This window comes from Streptomyces sp. DT2A-34, from assembly GCF_030499515.1.
Classification (GTDB): Bacteria; Actinomycetota; Actinomycetes; order Streptomycetales; family Streptomycetaceae; genus Streptomyces.
In genome coordinates, this window is record NZ_JASTWJ010000001.1 from 4,983,044 (window position 1) to 5,003,012 (window position 19,969).

At 67.7% G+C, this 19,969-nt stretch carries 20 protein-coding genes and 1 tRNA gene; 8 read left to right on the top strand and 13 right to left on the bottom strand.

Going from position 1 to position 19,969, the window contains the following annotated elements:
* Position 1: 1 nt before the first annotated feature.
* From QQM39_RS22020 to QQM39_RS22040, 5 genes are read right to left on the bottom strand one after another with little or no spacing between them, the layout of a single operon-like run.
* Entirely contained in the window at positions 2 to 1,291 is a 1,290-nt protein-coding gene (locus tag QQM39_RS22020) for a class E sortase (protein WP_301999057.1), read from the bottom strand.
* Positions 1,288 to 1,926, bottom strand: coding sequence for an aminodeoxychorismate/anthranilate synthase component II (locus QQM39_RS22025; protein WP_301999059.1), 639 nt, complete (start codon positions 1,924 to 1,926; stop codon positions 1,288 to 1,290). Before QQM39_RS22025 ends, QQM39_RS22020 begins: the two co-directional genes overlap by 4 nt.
* Complete coding sequence (locus tag QQM39_RS22030) at positions 1,923 to 2,120, bottom strand: hypothetical protein (RefSeq protein ID WP_199830144.1); 198 nt, start codon at positions 2,118 to 2,120, stop codon at positions 1,923 to 1,925. The genes QQM39_RS22025 and QQM39_RS22030 overlap by 4 nt, the downstream gene beginning before the upstream one ends.
* A gap of 17 nt (positions 2,121 to 2,137) precedes the next feature.
* The gene (locus QQM39_RS22035) at positions 2,138 to 2,851 is read right to left on the bottom strand and encodes a class E sortase (RefSeq protein WP_301999063.1); all 714 of its coding nucleotides are present in this window, start codon (positions 2,849 to 2,851) and stop codon (positions 2,138 to 2,140) included.
* Between the two features lie 19 nt (positions 2,852 to 2,870).
* A complete protein-coding gene (locus QQM39_RS22040; protein WP_301999064.1) occupies positions 2,871 to 3,647 on the bottom strand; it encodes a DUF881 domain-containing protein in 777 nt (258 codons plus the stop codon).
* Positions 3,648 to 3,788: 141 nt separating this feature from the next.
* Between QQM39_RS22040 and crgA the strand changes: the two genes are divergently transcribed.
* The gene (gene crgA / locus QQM39_RS22045; protein WP_030047324.1) at positions 3,789 to 4,043 is read left to right on the top strand and encodes a cell division protein CrgA; all 255 of its coding nucleotides are present in this window, start codon (positions 3,789 to 3,791) and stop codon (positions 4,041 to 4,043) included.
* A 269-nt stretch (positions 4,044 to 4,312) separates the two neighbouring features.
* Here crgA and QQM39_RS22050 read toward each other — a convergent pair whose 3' ends face one another.
* Both QQM39_RS22050 and QQM39_RS22055 read right to left on the bottom strand, forming a co-directional pair.
* Positions 4,313 to 5,200, bottom strand: coding sequence for a rhomboid family intramembrane serine protease (locus tag QQM39_RS22050; RefSeq protein WP_301999067.1), 888 nt, complete (start codon positions 5,198 to 5,200; stop codon positions 4,313 to 4,315).
* Between the two features lie 121 nt (positions 5,201 to 5,321).
* The gene (locus QQM39_RS22055) at positions 5,322 to 5,855 is read right to left on the bottom strand and encodes a peptidylprolyl isomerase (protein ID WP_301999069.1); all 534 of its coding nucleotides are present in this window, start codon (positions 5,853 to 5,855) and stop codon (positions 5,322 to 5,324) included.
* Positions 5,856 to 6,182: 327 nt separating this feature from the next.
* Between QQM39_RS22055 and QQM39_RS22060 the strand changes: the two genes are divergently transcribed.
* Positions 6,183 to 6,896, top strand: coding sequence for a DUF5324 family protein (locus tag QQM39_RS22060; protein ID WP_301999071.1), 714 nt, complete (start codon positions 6,183 to 6,185; stop codon positions 6,894 to 6,896).
* 594 nt (positions 6,897 to 7,490) lie between these two features.
* Here the strand turns inward: QQM39_RS22060 and QQM39_RS22065 are convergent.
* Positions 7,491 to 7,563: transfer RNA gene (locus QQM39_RS22065), tRNA-Ala, on the bottom strand.
* A gap of 182 nt (positions 7,564 to 7,745) precedes the next feature.
* Between QQM39_RS22065 and QQM39_RS22070 the strand changes: the two genes are divergently transcribed.
* Both QQM39_RS22070 and QQM39_RS22075 read left to right on the top strand, forming a co-directional pair.
* On the top strand, positions 7,746 to 8,294 hold the full coding sequence (locus QQM39_RS22070) for a hypothetical protein (protein ID WP_062707807.1): 549 nt from the start codon (positions 7,746 to 7,748) through the stop codon (positions 8,292 to 8,294).
* A gap of 331 nt (positions 8,295 to 8,625) precedes the next feature.
* Positions 8,626 to 10,287: a serine/threonine protein kinase gene (locus tag QQM39_RS22075; protein WP_301999075.1), complete on the top strand. Its 1,662-nt coding sequence runs from the start codon at positions 8,626 to 8,628 to the stop codon at positions 10,285 to 10,287.
* 102 nt (positions 10,288 to 10,389) lie between these two features.
* Here QQM39_RS22075 and QQM39_RS22080 read toward each other — a convergent pair whose 3' ends face one another.
* Both QQM39_RS22080 and QQM39_RS22085 read right to left on the bottom strand, forming a co-directional pair.
* Positions 10,390 to 11,769, bottom strand: a complete 1,380-nt coding sequence (locus QQM39_RS22080) for a hypothetical protein (protein ID WP_301999077.1) — start codon at positions 11,767 to 11,769, stop codon at positions 10,390 to 10,392.
* A gap of 220 nt (positions 11,770 to 11,989) precedes the next feature.
* Positions 11,990 to 12,118 carry a DLW-39 family protein gene (locus QQM39_RS22085; RefSeq protein WP_003999697.1) on the bottom strand — a complete coding sequence of 43 codons (129 nt, stop codon included), beginning with the start codon at positions 12,116 to 12,118 and terminating at the stop codon, positions 11,990 to 11,992.
* 336 nt (positions 12,119 to 12,454) lie between these two features.
* Between QQM39_RS22085 and QQM39_RS22090 the strand changes: the two genes are divergently transcribed.
* Positions 12,455 to 12,829 carry a DUF6344 domain-containing protein gene (locus QQM39_RS22090; protein ID WP_301999079.1) on the top strand — a complete coding sequence of 125 codons (375 nt, stop codon included), beginning with the start codon at positions 12,455 to 12,457 and terminating at the stop codon, positions 12,827 to 12,829.
* Between the two features lie 175 nt (positions 12,830 to 13,004).
* Here QQM39_RS22090 and QQM39_RS22095 read toward each other — a convergent pair whose 3' ends face one another.
* Positions 13,005 to 13,748, bottom strand: a complete 744-nt coding sequence (locus tag QQM39_RS22095) for an AAA family ATPase (protein WP_301999081.1) — start codon at positions 13,746 to 13,748, stop codon at positions 13,005 to 13,007.
* Positions 13,749 to 14,457: 709 nt separating this feature from the next.
* Positions 14,458 to 15,405 carry a restriction endonuclease gene (locus QQM39_RS22100; protein ID WP_301999083.1) on the bottom strand — a complete coding sequence of 316 codons (948 nt, stop codon included), beginning with the start codon at positions 15,403 to 15,405 and terminating at the stop codon, positions 14,458 to 14,460.
* Between the two features lie 1,340 nt (positions 15,406 to 16,745).
* Here QQM39_RS22100 and QQM39_RS22105 point away from each other — a divergent pair.
* Positions 16,746 to 17,315, top strand: a complete 570-nt coding sequence (locus QQM39_RS22105) for a nuclease-related domain-containing protein (protein WP_302003677.1) — start codon at positions 16,746 to 16,748, stop codon at positions 17,313 to 17,315.
* Here QQM39_RS22105 and QQM39_RS22110 read toward each other — a convergent pair whose 3' ends face one another.
* Complete coding sequence (locus QQM39_RS22110; protein ID WP_301999085.1) at positions 17,316 to 18,074, bottom strand: GntR family transcriptional regulator; 759 nt, start codon at positions 18,072 to 18,074, stop codon at positions 17,316 to 17,318.
* 189 nt (positions 18,075 to 18,263) lie between these two features.
* Here QQM39_RS22110 and QQM39_RS22115 point away from each other — a divergent pair, with 189 nt between their 5' ends.
* The gene (locus QQM39_RS22115; protein WP_043433451.1) at positions 18,264 to 18,593 is read left to right on the top strand and encodes a hypothetical protein; all 330 of its coding nucleotides are present in this window, start codon (positions 18,264 to 18,266) and stop codon (positions 18,591 to 18,593) included.
* Between the two features lie 2 nt (positions 18,594 to 18,595).
* Complete coding sequence (locus QQM39_RS22120) at positions 18,596 to 19,936, top strand: FtsK/SpoIIIE domain-containing protein (protein ID WP_301999090.1); 1,341 nt, start codon at positions 18,596 to 18,598, stop codon at positions 19,934 to 19,936.
* Positions 19,937 to 19,969: the final 33 nt, after the last annotated feature.

Sequence of the window (19,969 nt, forward strand, 5' to 3'; positions counted from 1 at the left end):
CTTAACTGACGAGCGCATCCGGCTTGCCCTTGCTGCGCGGCCGTTCCTCGACCATCTTGCCCCAGACGATCAACCGGTACTTGCTGGTGAACTCCGGCGTGCACGTGGTGAGCGTGATGTAACGGCCCGCCTTGGTGAAACCCGAGTCCCGCGGAACCGGATCCAGCACGCTCACATTGCTCGGCGACGTCACCGGCAGGATCGACGCCATCTTGTAGACGAAATACTTGTCCTGCGTCTCCACGACGATCTCATCACCGGGCGTGAGCCGGTTGATGTACCGGAACGGTTCGCCGTGCGTATTACGATGCCCCGCCAGCCCGAAGTTCCCGGTCTTGGCATCCGGCATCGCCGTCTTCAGCTTGCCCTCGCCGTAGTGACCGACCATGCCCCGGTCGAGCACCTTCTTGTTGCTGACGCCCTCCGCGATCGGAACGACGACGTCCAGCTTCGGAATGTGCAGGATGGCGAAACCCTGCCCCGGCTCGAACGTCCCCGGGTTGCGCTTGCCGCTCGCCCAGTCGTCCTGGAGGCTGCTCGCCTCCTTGTCCGCCTGCGCATGCGCCCGGACGTTCGTCCACCACAGCTGGTAGCTCACGAACAGCAGCATCAGCACACCGGTGGTGATGAACACCTCACCGATCGCCCGGCTGGCAAGGACGGCCGGGCTGGGCCTGCGCGCCCGCGCCTGCCTACGGGCCTCCAGACGCGAGAGGGGGGCCTGAGAGGCCTCCGAGCCACTCTCGGCCGCCTCACCGGCCTCGGACTCCTGACGGGAGCCGCCATGACGCCCGTGACGCCGCTTGGCGGCCTTTCTACGGGCCGCACGGCCGCCCGTAGGGGTTCCTGTGGCCGAAGGGGCGGAGGTGGCCGGAGAGGCCGATATGGACCCGCCGACGGGCGGATCGGCTATCCGCAACGCCACGGTCTCGTCGTCGGGAGGGGGTACATACGGCTCCGCGTACGGTTCCACGGGCGGCTCGGCGTACGGTTCCACACGCGGTTCCGCATACGGCTCTTGGGACGCGGCAGCCCCCTCGGCGCCGTAACCGCCAGCGCCGTAGCCCTCGCCCCCATAGCCATCGCTGCCGTAACCGTCAGCGCCATACCCCTCGGCGCCCCGCCCCTGAGCGACGTGAGTCTCCCCGCCGTACCACTCCCCGAGCGCACCGGACTCCTCGTACGGCTGCTGCCCGTACGAGGTGCCCTGGCCGCCGGCGCCGCCGTAGGAATCCGTGAAGGACTCCCCGTACGCGGCGCCGGACTCGCGCTCGGGGCGCAGCGCGGTCACGCCGTGGCCCTGCCCACCACCGGGGCGAGCCCCGCCGACCTCGCCACCGCACCCTGGTCGCCGCACTCCACCAGCCAGTTGGCCAGCATCCGGTGCCCGTGCTCGGTCAACACCGACTCGGGGTGGAACTGCACACCCTCGACCGGAAGTTCACGGTGACGCAGGCCCATGATGATGCCGTCGTGCGTGCGCGCGGTCACCTCCAGCTCGGTCGGCACCGTCTCCGGCTCGGCGGCGAGGGAGTGGTAGCGCGTCGCCGTGAACGGCGTCGGGAGGCCCGCGAAGACACCCCTGCCCGCGTGCTCCACCAGCGAGGTCTTGCCGTGCAGCAACTCCGGCGCACGGTCCACCACACCGCCGTACGCCACCTGCATCGACTGCATGCCGAGACAGACACCGAAGACCGGCACCCCGGTCGAGGCACAGTGCCGCACCATCTCGATGCAGACCCCGGCCTCCTCCGGCGTACCCGGGCCCGGCGACAGCAGCACGCCGTCGAAGCCGTCCTGGGCGTGCGCCGTCGACACCTCGTCGTTGCGCAGCACCTCGCACTCGGCGCCCAGCTGGTACAGGTACTGGACCAGGTTGAAGACGAAGCTGTCGTAGTTGTCCACGACAAGGATGCGCGCGCTCACTGGTTGTCCACCGTCACATCGTTGAAGGGCAGCAGCGGTTCGGCCCACGGGAAGACGTAGTTGAACAGGACGTAGACCACGGCCACGACCAGAGCGAGCGAGATCAGCGCCCTCACCCACGCATTCCCCGGCAGATGCCGCCAGATCCAGCCGTACATGCCGTCCCTTCCGTCGCACCACGGCACCAGACTCACGCCGTACAGCCAACAGACTAACGGCGCAACGCCTCCGGTATCCCGGCCTCCACAGGCTGGACGGAGTCCAGATGCGCCCACACGATCAGCCGGTGACTGTGCCCCCACTCCGGATCACACGTGGTCAGGGTCAGATAACGGCCCTCCCTCGTGTACCCCGACTTACGAGGCACAGGGTCGATCACCTCAATGTCCGTGGGCAGTGTTTTGTAAGGGCCTTTGTCGATCCGATACGTGAACCAGGACGCCCCGTCCGTCAGCACCACCGCGTCACCGGGACGCAGCCTGGGGAAGTCCTTGAACGGATCACCGTACGTACGCCGGTGGCCGGCCACCGAGAAGTTGCCCTTCTGACCGAGCTCGGCGGTGTTCGCGTAGTGGCCCAGCCCCTTCTTCAGGGTCTTGGCGGCGGTGCCTTCGAGAACCGGCTTGTTCCACGTGAAACCAAGACGCGGGATGTACATGATCGCGAAGGGCTCGTCCGCGGTGTACGGCCCCGGCTTCGGCGGACTCGACTGCGAACTCTCACCCGGACTCGCGGCGCCACCGGATGCCGCACCCGTCGGCCGCACCGCCCCCTGCGCCCACTGCTCCTGTAACCGATCGATCTGATCGTCCATGACATGGTCGGCCTTCACGCCCGTCCAGAACAGCACATAGACGACAAAAAGAACGATCACCGTGCCCACGGTGATACACAGCTCGCTGACGGTCCTGACCACGACACGCACCGGCAGCTCCAGAGAAGGCTCACTCCACGGGCTTGGCGTACTGCAGATCCACTGTGCCGGAGTAGCCCGGCAGAGTCACCGTCCCGTCCTCGGTCACTTTCCAGCCGAGACCGTAGACATTGACGTACACCATGTAGTTCTGGATCGCCGACGAAGCCGCGAGCGCCTTCTGCATCTTCTCCGGATCACCGACCGCCGTGATCTTGTACGGCGGAGAGTAGACCCGGCCCTGGAGAATCAGGGTGTTGCCCACGCAGCGCACCGCGCTGGTGGAGATCAGCCGCTGGTCCATGACCTTGATGCCCCTGGCACCGCTCTGCCACAATGCGTTGACCACGGCCTGGAGATCCTGCTGGTGAATGACCAGATAGTCCGGCTGCGGCTCGGGATAACCGGGGAGCTTGGCCGTGGCGTCCGGCGGGGCGTCGTTCAGCGTCACCGTGATCGCCTCGCCCGTGAGCTTCTGCGTCCCCGCACGCCGCTCCAGCGCCGCCAGCTTGTCGTCCTCGGCCTTGGTGCTGCCGTCGTCCCGCTCGGCGAGCGCCTCCACGTCGTCCCGCAGGGCCGCGTTGGACTCGTTGAGCTCGCCGTTCTCGTGGCTGCGCTCCTGAATCAGGTCCGAAAGCTTCAGGAGCGAGGCGTCCGTGCGGATGTTGGTGCCCTTGGCCGTGTTGAAGCTCGTGCAGAATATGAGCCCCGCAAGAGCGAAGACAGCCGCGGTCAGCACCCACACCGGCCGAAAACGGCTGCGGACAGGACTGGATCCTGACCCGGGAGAGTCGGCAGAATTGCTCAACGTACCCTTATCTCCTTCGGCGCCGCGGAAGCACTACGCTAACGGACGCCCGGGGGAGCAATCAGAGTCCCCTTGTACGCTGCCCCGAGCCAGCCACAGTTCCCTGCGCGGCCACGCAGCGCATCGACAGGAGAGACCCTCGTGCCGAAGTCACGTATCCGCAAGAAGGCCGACTACACGCCGCCGCCGTCCAAGCAGGCGACCGCCATCAAGCTGAACAGCCGCGCGTGGGTCGCCCCCGTGATGCTGGCCATGTTCCTCATCGGCCTCGCCTGGATCGTCGTCTTCTACGTGACCGACGGTTCGCTGCCCATCGACGCGCTGGGCAACTGGAACATCGTGGTGGGCTTTGGCTTCATCGCCGCCGGATTCGGCGTCTCCACGCAGTGGAAGTAGCGCGGAAGCAGCGGTGAACGCAGCTCTGCCCAGGGCTATCCGGTGAGTTATCCACAGCCGTTTTCCACAGTGTTGAAAAAGAAAGACGATCTGTGGATAACCCATCGGCAGTTGACGCCGGTGTGACGGAACTACCGGTCAATCGCGACTTGCCGAAAGCTTGTTCGCCCCCTGTCTGACCTGCGGAAACGGCAGTCTCGGACAGGGGGCACAGTTGTTCCCACACAGCGTGCACAAGATCCGGCACACGCTGTGGACAACAGGACGCGTCAGGTGAGCTGCGCGGTCCTGAGCAGGGTCAGGAGCACTACGACAGCCAGTACGAGAGCGGCAGCCCCGTACTGTACGAGAGCGCGGTGTTCGCGCGGGGCGTGGACCATCGCATACCCCGTGATGACACCGGCGACGAGGCCGCCGATGTGGGCCTGCCAGGAGATGTTGAAGCCTGGGCTGAAGGTGAAGATCAGGTTGATCACCAGCAGGGCGATGATCGGCCGCATGTCGTAATTGAGCCGCCGCATCAGGACGGCGGTGGCGCCGAACAGGCCGAAGATGGCACCGGAGGCGCCGAGGGTGGCCGTGGTCGGAGAGGCCAGCAGATAGGCGAGGGCGCTGCCCGCCAGGCCCGAGACGAAGTAGACCGTGAGGTAGCGGGCCCGGCCGAGGGCGGCTTCCAGAGGGCCGCCGAGAAACCACAGGCTGAGCATGTTGAAGCCGATGTGCCATGGCTCCTCGTGCGTGAACATCGAGGTGACCAGGCGGTACCACTCGCCTCCGGCGACGCCCTCGGTGGGCGTGAACGGGGCCGGCGGCCACGCGCCGAGGAGGACCAGGTCGGTGAGTAGTGACGACCGCGCGTGCACGGCGATGAAGACCGCGACGTTGATCCCGATGAGGATCTTGGTGAACAGCCGAGGGTCGGCCGTGATGGTGCCGCCGGCCAGAGTGCGGGGCTGGGAGGCGGTGGGGGCGTGTCCCGTGCCGGAGCCGCTACGGACGCAATGGGGGCACTGGAAGCCGACGGAAGCGCTGACCATGCAGTCCGGGCAGATAGGGCGCTCGCAGCGGGTGCAGCGCACGCCGGTCTCTCGGTCGGGGTGGCGGTAGCAGACGGGCAGGCTCTGCGCGTCCTGCGGGCTGCCTGCCGGCTGGTCCATGAGGTCCCCTAGGTCGTTTTACGCGGTGCACGTCCTCAATGCACCGCCCCCGCTCATCCTTACGGACGAGCGGGGCGTTTGGTTCCCTGTGGGAGGTGTCGGACTCAGCTGCGTCTCGGACTCAGCCTTCGCGGGTCTCGACGACCACCGACTCGATGACGACGTCGCTCAGCGGGCGGTCGGTGCGCGGGTTGGTCTGGACGGTCGCGATGGCGTCGACGACCTTCTGGCTGGCGGGATCGGTGACCTCGCCGAAGATGGTGTGCTTGCGGTTCAGCCAGGTCGTCGGGGAGACGGTGATGAAGAACTGCGAGCCGTTGGTGCCCGGGCCTGCGTTGGCCATGGCGAGCAGGTAGGGCTTGTCGAAGCGGAGGTCCGGGTGGAACTCGTCCTGGAACTGGTAGCCGGGGCCGCCGGTGCCGTTGCCGAGCGGGTCGCCGCCCTGGATCATGAAGCCGCTGATGACGCGATGGAAGACCGTGCCGTCGTAGAGCTTGGCGGCGGACTTCTCACCGGTGGTGGGGTTCGTCCACTCACGCTCGCCCTTGGCTAGCTCGACGAAGTTCTTGACCGTGATCGGCGCGTGGTTCGGGAGGAGCCGGACCTGGATGTCGCCGTGGTTGGTCTTCAGGGTGGCGTAGAGCTGCTCGGCCACGATCTGCCTTCCGTTGTCTTTCTGTGACTCCCCGATCCTCGCATGGACGGTGGCTCACGTCCCCCGTCGCTCGTTCATGGGCACGCAACCTGGGCGATCCCTTGCAGAAAACTGCGCGAGTAGTCCCGGGACGGGGCGCGCGGCGCGGGGATCCGTGGCATTGTCGACGACAAGCTCCCGTTGTCCCTTATTGATCCGCTATTGCAGTCGATCAACTCGATCCGCACCCATATGCCTGCCTTCGCATGCTGCGGAGCGGTCGGGGAGGCATGATCCGTAAAAGGGTGGAGAGTCGAAATACCGTACGCCACCGAGGAGGAGGATCCCGTGACCCGCATCGACAGCGTGCGCGCCGCGACCGGCTCGGCGAAGGACAGCGTGCTGCACGCCGCGGAAGTGGTGGCGCCCTACGCCGACACCGCCAAGGACAGGGCCGCGCACTACGCACACGAGGCACGCGTACGGCTCGCGCCGAAGGTGACGCAGGCCACCGAGCAGGCTCGCGCGCAAGCCCTGCTGCAATACGGGGCGTATGTCGCGCCGCGTCTGGAGCAGGCCCGTTCACATGTGCCGCTGAAGGTCGACCTGGCCGCTCATGAGGCGGCCGCCCGTACACGCAAGGCGGCCCGGCAGGCCGCCGACTATTCCCGGCCGAGGATCGAGCAGGCGGTGGCCGCGGCCGGGCCCGTCAGGGGCGAGGCCGCTGCGCGTGGCGCCGCCGCGCTGGCTGCGCTGCGCGGTCAGGTCTCGCCGAAGGAGATCGAGAAACTGGTACGCAAGCATCAGCGGCGTGCGAAGGCCGGCCGTGCCGCGAGGGTGCTGGCGGTGGTCGGTGTTCTCGCAGGTGGTGCCTTCGCCGCCTGGAAGTGGTGGGACAAGCAGGCCAACCCGGACTGGCTGGTCGAGCCCCCTGCCGCGACCGAGGTGCCGGAGTCGAGCCGTCTTTCTTCGGTGGACGGCAGCGGCCAGTCCGCTCTCGATCCTGAGGTCCAGGTGAAGGAGGCCGAGGAGGAGGCTGCCCGGCGCGACGAGGGCCGGTGATGTGAGGGCAGCTGATGTGTGAGGGCCGGTGACGGCCTGCACGCCGAACTGCGCTGTGGGGCGGAGGACTTGAGGGTCCTCCGCCCCACAGCGATGTTTCACGTGGAACATCTCCCGTGCTCGCGGTAAGGCCGCCTCTTTCGCCGGGGCCGAAGCGCAGGAAGGTGACGTCCGTCTGACGCGGCGGCAGTCGCCCGATCGCTGCGCAGAGGTCGAGGCTTTCCCCGAGGCTGTCAGCGCCCCCGGCGACCTCGGGACGGCGCGTGTTTACGCCCTGCCTCCGCGATGACGTTTGCAACGGGCCGTCTGTGCGGGTCCCGCACAGACTTTCTTAACGGGGCGCATCCTTCTGGTTACCCGTCTGCGTTCATGCCAGCTCACACAAGGTCTCCGCAGTGGAGCGCGTGACCCTGGCGCCGTGTGGGACACCGGTCCGACCATCCCCCGCGCTGCGTTCACCGCACCGGTTTGCGCAAACATCCGCAACGACGCCACCGCCCGTCACGTGATGCAGGTCACCCAGGGGGCTCCGTCGGTGCCTGCGGAATGCAAAACCGGCCAGAGGCCGCGAGGGCGTCTGACCGGTCCGAGGTGTGGAGCCTAGGGGAGTCGAACCCCTGACATCTGCCATGCAAAGACAGCGCTCTACCAACTGAGCTAAGGCCCCGGAAGGGAAGCATCCCACCGGAAGAACCACGTACCGGCAGGTGCCGCAGACCAGACTACCGGGTCGCCCCCCTGATCTCGCAAAAAGATTGGGGGTCCCGATGAACGACCACTCTCCGTAAGATGCTCGGCGTGGTTCGCTACAGCGAACCACGGTTTTTGGGGAAGCGATGGGGAGACGCAATGGACGCCGCACAGCAGGAAGCGACCGCAAGAGCGCGGGAACTGCAGCGGAACTGGTACGGGGAGCCGCTGGGGGCGCTCTTCCGTAAGCTCATCGACGATCTTGGTCTCAACCAGGCTCGTCTCGCGGGGGTACTGGGACTGTCCGCACCGATGCTGTCGCAGCTGATGAGCGGCCAGCGGGCGAAGATCGGCAATCCCGCCGTGGTCCAGCGGGTGCAGCTGCTGCAGGACCTGGCAGGGCAGGTCGCGGACGGCAGCGTGAGCGCGGCCGAGGCCACCGACCGCATGGAGGAGATCAAGAAGTCGCAGGGGGGCTCGGTGCTCAGCAACACGACGCAGACAACAAGCAGTTCGGGGGCGCCCACGGTCAAGCGGGTGGTCCGCGAGATCCAGTCGCTGCTGCGCTCGGTGGCCGCTGCGGGGGACATCATCGAGGCCGCGGACACCCTCGCCCCCACCCACCCGGAACTGGCAGAGTTCCTTCGGGTGTACGGCGCCGGCCGCACCTCCGACGCGGTCACGCACTACCAGTCCCACCAGAACTGACCCCGGGGCCCGGTCGCCGAAGGGGGTTCGGCAGCCGGGCCGACGGCCCAGGTTCTGGGCGGTCATGAGCAGGCCGTGATGAGCAGGCCGTACGGTTCACCGGCGCGACCACGCGGGGAAACTGGCCGGCCGTTCACGGTGGGACTACGACGGGGGCGTGTCCCTCACAGGGAAGGGCGCGCGGGGCAGGCAGCAACGGGGGAGCCCGCGAAGGGGTTCACGGGGGGCCGACAGGGGAGTCCGCAAAGGGAGGGGACTGCGAGGGGAGTCGTATCGCTCGTCGAGGGGGAAGCAAGGGGGGTAACCGAAGGGGGAGGAGCGACGCACAGCCATGGGTGAGGTCTTCGCCGGCCGGTACGAACTGGTCGACCCGATCGGACGCGGAGGCGTCGGCGCCGTCTGGCGCGCCTGGGACCACCGCCGCCGCCGGTACGTGGCCGCCAAGGTCCTGCAGCAGAGCGACGCGCACTCCCTGCTGCGGTTCGTCCGCGAACAGGCCCTGCGGATCGATCATCCCCATGTGCTCGCGCCCGCCAGCTGGGCCGCCGACGACGACAAGGTCCTGTTCACCATGGACCTGGTGGCCGGCGGTTCACTGGTCCATCTCGTCGGGGACTACGGCCCCTTGCCGCCCTCCTTCGTCTGCACGCTCCTCGACCAGCTCCTCGCCGGTCTGGCCGCCGTGCACGCGGAGGGCGTCGTCCACCGGGACATCAAGCCCGCCAACCTGCTCCTCGAGGCCACCGGCACTGCTCGCCCGCGGCTTCGCCTGTCCGACTTCGGCATCGCCATGCGGCTGGGCGAACCCCGCCTGACCGAGACCAACCTCGTGGTGGGAACGCCCGGTTACCTCGCGCCCGAGCAACTCATGGGCGCGGAACCGGACTTCCCCGCCGACCTGTTCGCCGTAGGACTGGTCGCGCTGTATCTGCTGGAGGGCGCCAAGCCGGACACCAAGGCGCTCGTCCAGTACTTCGCCGCGCACGGAACACCCGGTGCGCCCAAGGGAATTCCCGAACCACTGTGGCAGGTCGTGGCCTCGCTGGTGCAGCCGGATCCGCAGGCCCGGTTCCGCACGGCCACCGGGGCACGCAAGGCTCTCGCCTCGGCCGCCGAGCTCCTGCCGGAACCGGGCCCCGACGACGAGCTGATCGAGATCTTCGACCAACTCGGACCGCTGCCACCGGGGTTCGAGGCGGGCGGGCCGCTCAAACCGGCGCCAGGAGTCGACCGGGGCAGGGGTGGCTCCGGGCAGTTCGGCACGGGCACCGCGGGTGCTGGTGTCACCGGCTCGGGGCTGACGGGCACCGGCTCCGTACCGAGCGATCCACGGCACAGCGTGGCGGGGCCGATCCCGGCCTCGGAGGTCTCGGCGCCCCCCTCCACGCCCGCCCCGCCGACGCCCCGACCCGGGTCCCAGCCACCCGTCGCTCAGGAGCCGTCCATCCCTTCGCAGCCCAGCGACGGGGACGCTCCTCTCCCCATGTCGGACACCGGCAGCTTCCACCTGCCCCCGCCTGACGCCACAGGCTCCTCCCCCCGGACCCAAACGCCCCCGTCACAGCCACACGTGGCGCAGGCACCAGCCCGCATGCAGGCACATGCACCGGCACAGGCACAGGATCGGAGACCGGGGGGCCAGTCACACCATGGCGCGCAGCATCACTCCGCTCACATCTCCCCCTACGACAACACACACGTCCTGTCCTCCCCTCACTCGCACGCGCCTCAGTACCCGGCTCAGCCCCCGACGCCGGCGCAGCACCAGCGCGTCGATGCCTCTACCGCTTCGTACACCGCTCAGAGCCCTCAGGTTCCGTCTTCGGAGCCCCCGATTCGGCAGCCTCGCCGCCGCGGCGGCCACCGTGCCACCCGGCGCGCCTCCCACGGCCTCGCACGACGGCCCGGCCCGCCCGCCAAGGTGACCGTCCCCCTCCTGCTGCTGGCGCTGGCCTGCTACGCCGTGGGTTTCTGGGCACTGACCCGCATCTGAGCCGCTGCCGACGGCCAAGGCCGCCCCGAGCGCAGCTGCCCGAGTGGCCCAGTCGGCGCGCTCCGGACCCCGAGCCGGCACCCTCCCGGCCAGGACCACGCCCTACCAGGCCCCAACCCTCCGCCGAGCCACCACAGCCCACACCCCCAGCACCACCAGCACCAAAGTCCCCGTTCCGATCCCGCTCACCGCGAGCACGGTCATCGCAGCGTCACCGCCACCCCCGGCCGCCCCGCCTCCCGCAGCCACCCACCGATCGCCTTCCACGACCTGAAAGACGTCTCCGGGCTCCGGCTCCCCCGCATAGCCGGGCCCAGCCTCCGCCGCACCCCCCACCCGCAGGCGCAACGTCAGCTGGAGCGGCCCGTCGCCGTAGTTCTCGGCCACGTCGGCCGCGAGGTGCACCACGAGGTAGTAGGAACCGGCGAACCGCATGCCTTTGAACCGTTTGGGAACGGCGTACCGGTTCTCGTACGCGACCGGCGGCAGGGGACCGATCTCGACGGCCTCTTGGCTGCCGTTGTAACTGGTGCTGGCATCGTCGACGAAGCCACGTACGGGGTTGTAGAGCGAGAGGTTCAGCGCACCGGCCACGTAGCCGTCGCGGCCGTTCGAACCGCCCAGTTCGGCGGTGACGGACAGCTGCCGGCCCCAGTCGAGCGGCACCTCGTAGACCAACGTCCGGCCGGGCTCGATGCCGGAGTTCCAGACGCCCTGCCCCACGGGTGCCGCCGAGGCGAATCCGGAGCCGCCGGCGCGGCGCACGCCCTCGCCGGTGACGGGCTCTGGTGAGGTGGAGTTCCAGGCTTCGGGGGAGCTCGTGGCTCCGGCCTGTTTCAGGGCCGGCTCAGCGGTGGCGAAGAGCTCCAGGTCCCAGGTGTCCTGGGCGGAAACCGCCGTACCGATGCGCTCGACGAGCACGTAATAGGTACCCGCGCCCTCGCAGCGAGGCCGCTTGGAGGAGACCTCGCGTGCGGCCCACGCCGCGATCGGGCGTGGTGTGTGGACGACGCCGAAGGTCTTGGTGCCGGAGGAGCAGTCGCGGCCGTCCGCGTTCTGCACGGACACCTTGATGCCGTCGCCCGCGGCGACGGAGGTGCCGGGGGCGGGGATGGCCGTCGCGGAGACGTACGCGTCGGAGGTGGCGTCGAGGTCGAGGCGGTAGTAGCTCTTCGCGCCGCTCGGCAGGGAGCTCTTGTACGTCGTGCCGGGCACAAGGGGTGCGGCGTCCGCGGCGTCCGTCGCGCCGGCGACGGGGCGGGCGTCCGGAGCGATGGCGTAAGGGCTCGGCGTTCCGGCCGCGAGGGCGGGCCGGCCCGGCAGGGCGGCCGTCGTACACAGCAGCAGTGCGGCTACGACAGCCGTACGCGCGCGTGCCGAGCGATGTCCGTGCCTCATCCCCGCGCGACGCCACCGCGCCGTACGCCGCCGCCCCATCACGCGCCGCTCCTCGTCGTCACCGGACCATCGACCGTCGCCCATCCTGCCCAGCCCGGCCGCTCGTCACCCGCGCAATCCGTACGACCGTCCGAAACGCCCGGCTCTAGGACCTCCGCGCCGCTCCCGCAACTCGAAGCCACGGCACTCCGCGACACGACAAGGGACGGCGCGAACCCGGCGCGAACGCGGCGAGCTCTCGGCGAGCACACAAAACCCCGACCGCGAGGGCGGCCGGGGTCTGTTCAGATTCCGCTGTGGTGACTCACGAACCCGTGGGCACGGAGTCAGTCGCCTCCGTCCACAGATCCTGCTCGGCGCGATCCGCCTGGATCTGGCGGTACACGAGGAGCCCGCCGATGGCGGCCAGTGCGACCAGGAGAAGCTTCTTCACCGCGCGACCTCGTCTTTCCTTGACGTAGGGGACCTCTGGCGCCCGACTATACACACCGACCGATATCGATCGGTGACCTGCGCCGGGGCTCAACTGCCGTCCGGTACAGCGCAGTAGAAGCGGACGACGGCGCTGTGATCGGAGAGTGATGACGCCTCGACAGATGGTGACTTTGCTCCCCTTCCTTCACTTCCGGCACTTTTCAGGTCTGATGCGCCCATTCGTGTGGTGTTCATCTGAAGATCGGCGCTTCATGGGCGTCGGTCCATGACTTCTCGGCCCCCATACACATCATGAGGAAAGTACGCAAATCGCCCAACCCGAAAGTGAGGGGCCATGGCCCGGAACAAGGTCATGAACCTGTGGACCACCATCGTCACTGCCTTCCTCGCGCTCTGCACGGCGCTCGGATTCGTCACGACGACCGCCGCCGCGGCCGCACCGCACAAGGAGGCGGCGCGCAAGAGCGACAGCGAGCGTGACACCAGCACCCAGCTGACAGTGCCGGCGATGCCCCAGTGGGCTTGGTCCTACGCCAGAGCACTGCCCCCCACTATGAAGCAGCGCATCCGCGCCGAGGCGCACGGCAAGACCCCCAGCTGCCGCCACCGTCCGCTCACGGACACCGAAGCGGCCCCTCCCACCTCGGCCGTCGGCGCCTGCGACTCCGCCGCGCCCCCGGCCCAGCCCCTGGTCCCGCACCAGCGCTGAGCCCACGGCTCGCCCCGAGCCGTAACCGCGTAATCCCATTGTCCAGACCGCACCGCCACGGCGAGCTTGCGTACACAGCACCGCACACAGTCAGTACCGCTCAAGCACAGCACCGCTCAAGCACAGCACCGCTCATACACAGCACCGCTCAGGACGCCGGCCCCTACGACGTACCTCATCCCCCTTCGACGATGTGCCGGAGATAGGCCCAAGGGTCGTTGAGGTAACGCCGCCAGTGGTCGACGAGTTCCAGTTCCCGCCAGTCGGCGGGACGCATTCCGTGGTCGCCCACCTCGATGATCTCGGCGCCGGGCAGCGCCGTCAGCACGGGTGAGTGCGTGGCGCAGATGATCTGCGCGCCGGAACGCCCCAGTTCATGCAGCAGCCCGACGAGTTGAAGACAAGAAGCGAAGGACAGCGCGGCCTCGGGCTCGTCCAGGACGTACAGCCCCAGCTCCTGGAACCGCTCTCGGAAGGCCATCAGAAAGCCTTCGCCGTGGCTCATCTCGTCCGCGGCCCCGGACAGCCGCCCCGTCTCCTGCTCCCGGCCCAGCGCTTCGAGCGCGGTCTCCGCCCGCAGGAAGAAGCCTCTACGGCGTGTACGCGGCCCGCGCAGCATGCGGCGGCCGGCCGCCGTCGCCTCGAACCGTATCCGCCCGCCCAACGCCGACGGCTCACGCCCACTGGCGTATCGGTAGCCCGCGGATCCGCCCCAGGAGTCCAGGCCGAACCCCTCCGCCAGCGCCTCGACGAGCGTCGACTTGCCCGAGCCGTTCTCCCCCACCAGGAACGTGACCGGCGCGGTGAACTTCAGGCCGTCGTCGAGCAGCTGCCGCACGCACGGCACCGACCACGGCCACTGGCTCTCCTCGCCCAGCTCGCCCTCGGCAACATGCGCGTATGCCCGTTCGACGATCATGCCGCCAGGCTCTCATCCGGCACTGACAATCGTGCGTGCGAAGGACCCCCAGTCCGTGTGGACTGGGGGCCTTTTCACTGGTGAGGCCAACAACAGCCAGCCACAACGGCGGGTTCGTCGGCCGGTCAGGCGCGCGTATGCCTCGCTGCACCCCCACCGGCCTCGGCCTCGGCCTCGCTACCGGCTTGCGCCGTCGACCAGAGCAGAGGCGGCCAGAGCAGAGGCGGGGAGGCAGACCCGTGCGCGTGGACTCCATCACCTTGCGGGGTACCAGAACGCGGGCGGCGCCCGAAAGGGCAGGACTGGCCGGGCGAGGCGATCGGGTCCCCACCCGACGGTGGGTCAGGAACGACCGTCTCAACCACGCCGGATGGAGGACCCGCTAATCGGCTGACCGCAGCCGTTCACCGCCGTTGGTGTCAACTGGTGGTGTCAGCTGTTGATGTCAAAAACCCCCGGACCGATGGTCCGGGGGTCTTCTGGCTGGTGGGGCTAACAGGATTTGAACCTGTGGCCTCATCCTTATCAGGTCGATCACGGCGAGCTGACGGTACCGGCTCACGAGCTCCCGGCCTCGGATGCGCTTCCGCTGAGAGCCGGGTCTGACCGCTCGCGTCCGGGTCTGTTGGTGTCAGCCACTGGTGTCAGATGCTAGGGCTCCCCTTGACATCTGCGCCGAAGAACTGCGTTGGGAACCCGTGAAGGGTGATCAAGGGTGGGGTAGTAGGTCAGCGTCCGAGCACTGGTAGCCGCTCCCATGAGGCCAGATGATCGCCTGCCCAGCAGCGTTCGCGAGCCCAATGAGGTCAGCTCGGGGCTTGCTCGGCAATAGAACGGCTTGATACTTGGCGCCCACGAAGCGGTTGTAGTCGATCAGCTGACCCAGGGCCATACGCATATTTTCCCTCGTCACGCTGCCTTTGGCCTCGATCAAAACGTCTAGGTCTGGCACGTAGAGGTCTGTGAGGAGGGGCCTAGTCTCCCCTTCTGGCAGGATGCGTTGGCGGTGCACGCGGTAGCCCTTGGTGCGCAGGTACGCGCTGAAGTCCAGCACCAGCTTGCTTTCTCGGCGCTCGGCCTCGTACGGCTCGCGGTTCGGGTCAACGAACGTCTTCTCGGTTTCGAGCCGCTCGATGTCGATCTCGGTGACCGTCTCACCACGCTGCTCCGCGAGTAGCCGGCCCAACTTCGTGCCAGGGTGCTTGGCTGGGATGTCCAAGGGGTGAAGCTTGAAGACAATGACCTTGCGCAGCGGGCCGTCTCCCGTCTCCGGCGCGTCTGCTTCGTACCATCCCGCGACGGCAAAACGGCCGAGGTAGGTCACGTTGCCGCGGGCGCCCTGGAAGACGCGCAGGGCTCGCCCCTCGGCCTCATGGTTCAGGATGCTGGCGTTTCCGGAGAGCATCCGCTGGTCTCCGTACTGCCCTTCCCCGCTGTAGTGGAAGAGCCCATCGGGCATCCAGCCGTCGTAATACCCATGCTTCTCGCCAGCGATCGGATCCGTAAAGATCATCACGTTCGGCGTCTTCGCCGAGGGTCCGATGCCGCCCTGCGTCCGTCCGCCGTACTTGACGTGCAGTTGCTTGCGCTCGATCACAGCACCTGGTTCGAGATCCCACTCGATGGCCTCGTGCTCCGCGGAGCTCACCTCCGTCACGGTTGCTCGCCTCCTCAGTCCAGCCGCGTCTACTACGGCTCGTCGTACTGTACGCTGTCCGGGACGGATGTGAATCAGACACAGGAATCGGATGCGTGATTTCGGTATCCGATTCGGACAGGGCGTGCCACGACGACGAACCTGTGACGAGCTTTGGAAGGAATGAATTGATCTGCGCGGCTTGCTAATTCGCTCTACTAATTACGCTCCGTGGAGCATTAGAAGCGGCAGGTAAGCTGTCGCCATCTGACTTCTCACCGATCCCTGCTCTTGACCTGCACATGGTCGAGGGGGCCCAGGTTCGCCGGGTCCCACCACTCAGGTGAGGAGAAGAGATGGAGAAGCGAGAGCCTGAGGAGCAGGAAGAGAAGTCTGATCGCGGCCCGGACCCACGGTGGTTCCGGCTCCTGATCGCTACTCTGACCGCTGCGGCGGCTATCGCAGCCTGTGTGGAGCAGCTGGCGCGGCTCTAGAGCCGCGAGTTGAAGTGGTGCCGGGCGATGGTGGACCGCAACGAAGCGGGTCCGACCGTCTGATACTCGGCCGGACCCGCTTCGATTACTCCACGCACGAGCCCGGTCCTGGTCGGCAAACCTGGGCCGGGCCTCCGTGCTGGAGAGCCTAGGTGCGCTGCGGGCTTGCAATCCGAAGTTGCAACCCGAGATTGCAATGTCAACCCACTATATCTGTCTTGCCTCCAGTTACCCCTAGATGGTTCTGGATGCCGTTAGCGGCTTCATCGCGGTACGTCGCGCTACGGGCTTCAGCAACCCACCACTCTCCCCAGCTCCCATCCCGTACGCCGTCGACCCACACACCGTGGAGCAGGCGTGGTTCATGGCGTCCAGGTGGAGCGCGCCACTGTACGAACGACCTGGACGCCATGGGCCGCGCCTGCTCGGCTCTGCCTGGGTCGATGGCGTACGGGATGGGAGCCTCCCGCGCACGCCACTATGGACCCGCGGTCGGGAACGGCGCCCCCTCCATCCCGGTGCCGGCCGATCCCCCGCCGGAGGCACTGTTCTAACCCGCGGGCGTTATGTGCGGTGATCGACTCATGGCTACCGGCCCTATCCACGTGTGGGCGCGCGTCGGCGCAGCGCGGGCGGAGCGGGCCGAAGGCAGGAGCGGCGCCCGGAGCGGAGCCGGGAAGCGCGCCCGGCGGAGCGGAGCGCAGCCGGGTGCCTTGATGAGGTAGAGAAACCTGTAACAGCTCATGGCCTGTCCGGGCCTGGGCAGAGAAGCCGTCTCCGTGGTGATCTGGCAGTTCAGTCACACGCGAGGGGGCAGGTGTGCAGCCGTTGGCAGATGACTTGGCACGTAATCGGCCCGGCGACGCGGTGCGCCGCAAGATCCGGGAGTTGCAGCCGAACCCTCTGCTGAGACTGGTCGATCGGTGGCGGCCCGATACGGACGTCTACAACTGGGCTGTCGGCCTCCGTGGTGAACTGCTCACCGCCCGGCGACTGAGCAGGCTCCGTGGCCATGGATGGTTCACCCTTCACGCTGTCCAGTGGGTGACCGGCACGGACATCGATCACCTCACCATCGGGCCAGCCGGCGTCTTCTCCATCAACTCCAAGCGGCACCGGGGAAAGACGGTCTGGTACGGAGACAGGGCCATCACTGTGAACGGCACTCCTACCCGCCACATCGCGGCCAGTCAGTCCGAAGCGCGTCGAGTCTCCCGCACCCTGTCCGAACACTGCGGATTCGATGTGCCAGTCCGCCCCGTGATCTCTGTCGTGCACGCGGGGAAGCTCACCGTCAAGAGCGCCAATCCGCCGGTGCTCGTCCTCGCTGTCGATCAACTCGACCGAGTTCTGTCCGGGCTGACACCGACGCTGTCAGCCGACCAGGTGTCCCACATCTACGGAGTCGCACGGCGGGCTCAAATCTGGTCTGGCTGATCAGGCGTCGAAGTCGTACTCAAGGACGTAAGAGGCTGCGTCAAGCGTCATTTCGTTGATCTCCACGGGACGCCCCTCGTCTGCGAACGCGGTTCGGCAGATGAGTATGACCGGCGTACCTGCGGAGATGCTCAACTGTGCTGCCTCGTCCCTCGTGGGCATGCGTGAGCGGATCTCTTCGCGGAAGTGCACTGGCTTGTAGCCGAGTTCAGCAAGGCGGGCGTACGTTCCGCCGGGCCCCGTGTCCTCCTGAGTGATCGCCGACCCTGCGACCACCGCCGTGGGGAGATAGCTCGTCGCGAGAAGAACAGGCTTCCCGTCCAAGACAAACCGCCGGCGTCGGACGCAGACGGTGTCCCCTTCGCTCAGGTCCAACACCTGCCCGATCTGCTCCGGTGCGGCTTCCTCCGACACCGTCACTTGATCCACCAAAAGGGTGCGGTTCTCGATGTCGGCAGACCAGATGGACCGGCCGCTGCCCCACTGCTCCTGTGCAAGCCGCTGGATGCCTCGGCGCCTCAACGGGCGGAAGGATCGAACGAAGACGCCAGCGCCCTTGCGGGATTCGGCAACGCCCTCATCCTTGAGCACGCTCAACGCCTGGCGCGCTGTCATGCGAGCCACGCCATGCGCGGCCATCAGGTCGTTCTCCCCCGGAAGCCGATCACCAGGACCGTACTCGCCCGACTGGATCGCTTCTCGTAGAGAGTCCGCAATCCGCTGGTACTTCGGCCGACGGTCGTCGTCGGTGGTGGCCATTCGGGAGCCCTCCTCTCTTCTCTAGACAGCCTAGGCCATGGGTAAGTCGCTCGCTCTGTGCGTGTATCCGCAATCCTTCGCCGACAACATCTCTAGACATCTCCCTTGACGGCATCTCTAGAGATGTGCTCCCATGGATATGTCTAGAGAGGTCGCGCAAGGTGACCTCACAGAACGAGGGATGTGCTGATGCCGTCTTTCAAGATCGACACCTCGACCGCCGTAGTGTTCGTGGCGACCGCGCCGGAACCGAAGATGGTCAACAAGAAGACCGGCGAGCGGGCCGTGGACCGGGAGACCAACGCGAGCCTCTCGACCGTGGGTCTGCTGGTCTCGGACGAGGGGGAGGGGAACCTCTACCAGGTGACCGTGCCGGAGACCGGCCTCCCCGAGGGTCTGGCGCCGGGCATGCCGGTCAAGGTCATCGGCCTGAAGGCCCGTGACTGGGAGAACGAGTTCAACGGCCAGAAGCGGCACGGGATCTCGTTCCGCGCGGTCGCGATCACCCCGGCGGCCTGACCATGACCGACCTGACGATGTGGCTGGAGGCCACGGGAGCCCTGGCCGGTGCCGGCGGTCTCGGCTACGCGAAGTACCGCGCACCGCGTGTGTACTGGTCGCTGGTCGGGATGCCGGTGACGTGGGGCCGCTTCACCCTCTCGTACCGGTCGACCATGGACGTGTGCGGGCTGACGGTGCAGCCGTCGGGTCTGCGGGCGTTCATGACGCGCAGCGTTGCCCGTCGTGAGGTTCAGCCGGTCCCGCCGAAGATCCGCCGGGTACGCGGCACGTCGACCGGACTGCGGGTGACCCTGCGGCTTCCCGCCGGCCTGGAGCCCGCCGACGTGATCGCCTCCTCGGAACGGCTCCGGCACGCCTGGGGCGTCCACTCCGTGACCGTGGTCGAGACGAAGCCCGGCTTCGTCGAACTGCGGATGACCGGCTACGACGTGCTGCGCCGGGTGAAGATGCCCCGCAAGGCCGTACCCCACGACATGGCCGTTCCGGTCGCGGTGCGGGAGGACGGGACCGCGTTCGAGCGGGACTACCGCAAGGCACCGATGGCGCTCACCCTGGGCGCCAACCACTCCGGCAAGTCCATGTATCAGCGCAACCTGATCAAGGGACTGGCGCAACTGCCGGTGGCCCTGGTCGGGGTCGACTGCAAGCGAGGGGTGGAACAGTCCGCCTTCGCGCCTCGTCTGTCGGCTCTGGTCACCAACCCCGACGATGCCAGCTCACTGCTCGGCGTCCTGGTCGCGGAGATGGAAGACCGCTTCGACCTGCTGAGCCGTCACGGCGTCTCGGACCTGTGGGAACTCCCCGCAGAGCTGCGCCCGGTGCCGGTGGTCGTCCTGGTCGACGAGGTGGCGGAACTGTTCCTGATCTCCTCCAAGAAGGATGAGGAGCGCCGGGAACGGATCGTCACCGCGCTGATCCGCCTCGCGCAGATGGCCCGCGCGATCGGCATCTATCTGGAGATCTGCGGGCAGCGCTTCGGCTCCGACCTGGGCAAGGGCGCCACCATGCTCCGCGCTCAGCTCACCGGCCGCGTGGTGCACCGCGTCAACGACAAGCAGACCGCCGAAATGGGCCTGGCGGACGTGGCCCCGGACGCTGTGCCGGCCGCGAGCCTGATCCCGATGAACCGCCCCGGCACGGCTGTCGCGGCGGACTCCTCGGGCGGCTGGTCGAAGATCCGCACCCCGAACACCAGCCGGGATGAAGTCGTGGCGGTCTGCCGGGAGTTCGCCCACCTGGTCCCGGAGCTGCCGTTCCTCGGCCCGTTCCGCCCTTACGTGCCCGCCCCCGCGCCGGCGGCCGGTCCGTCGCTGGTCAAGCCCCGCCCGGTCACCGACTAGCACCCCGCTCCACCCCGGTCGGCGCGACCGCAT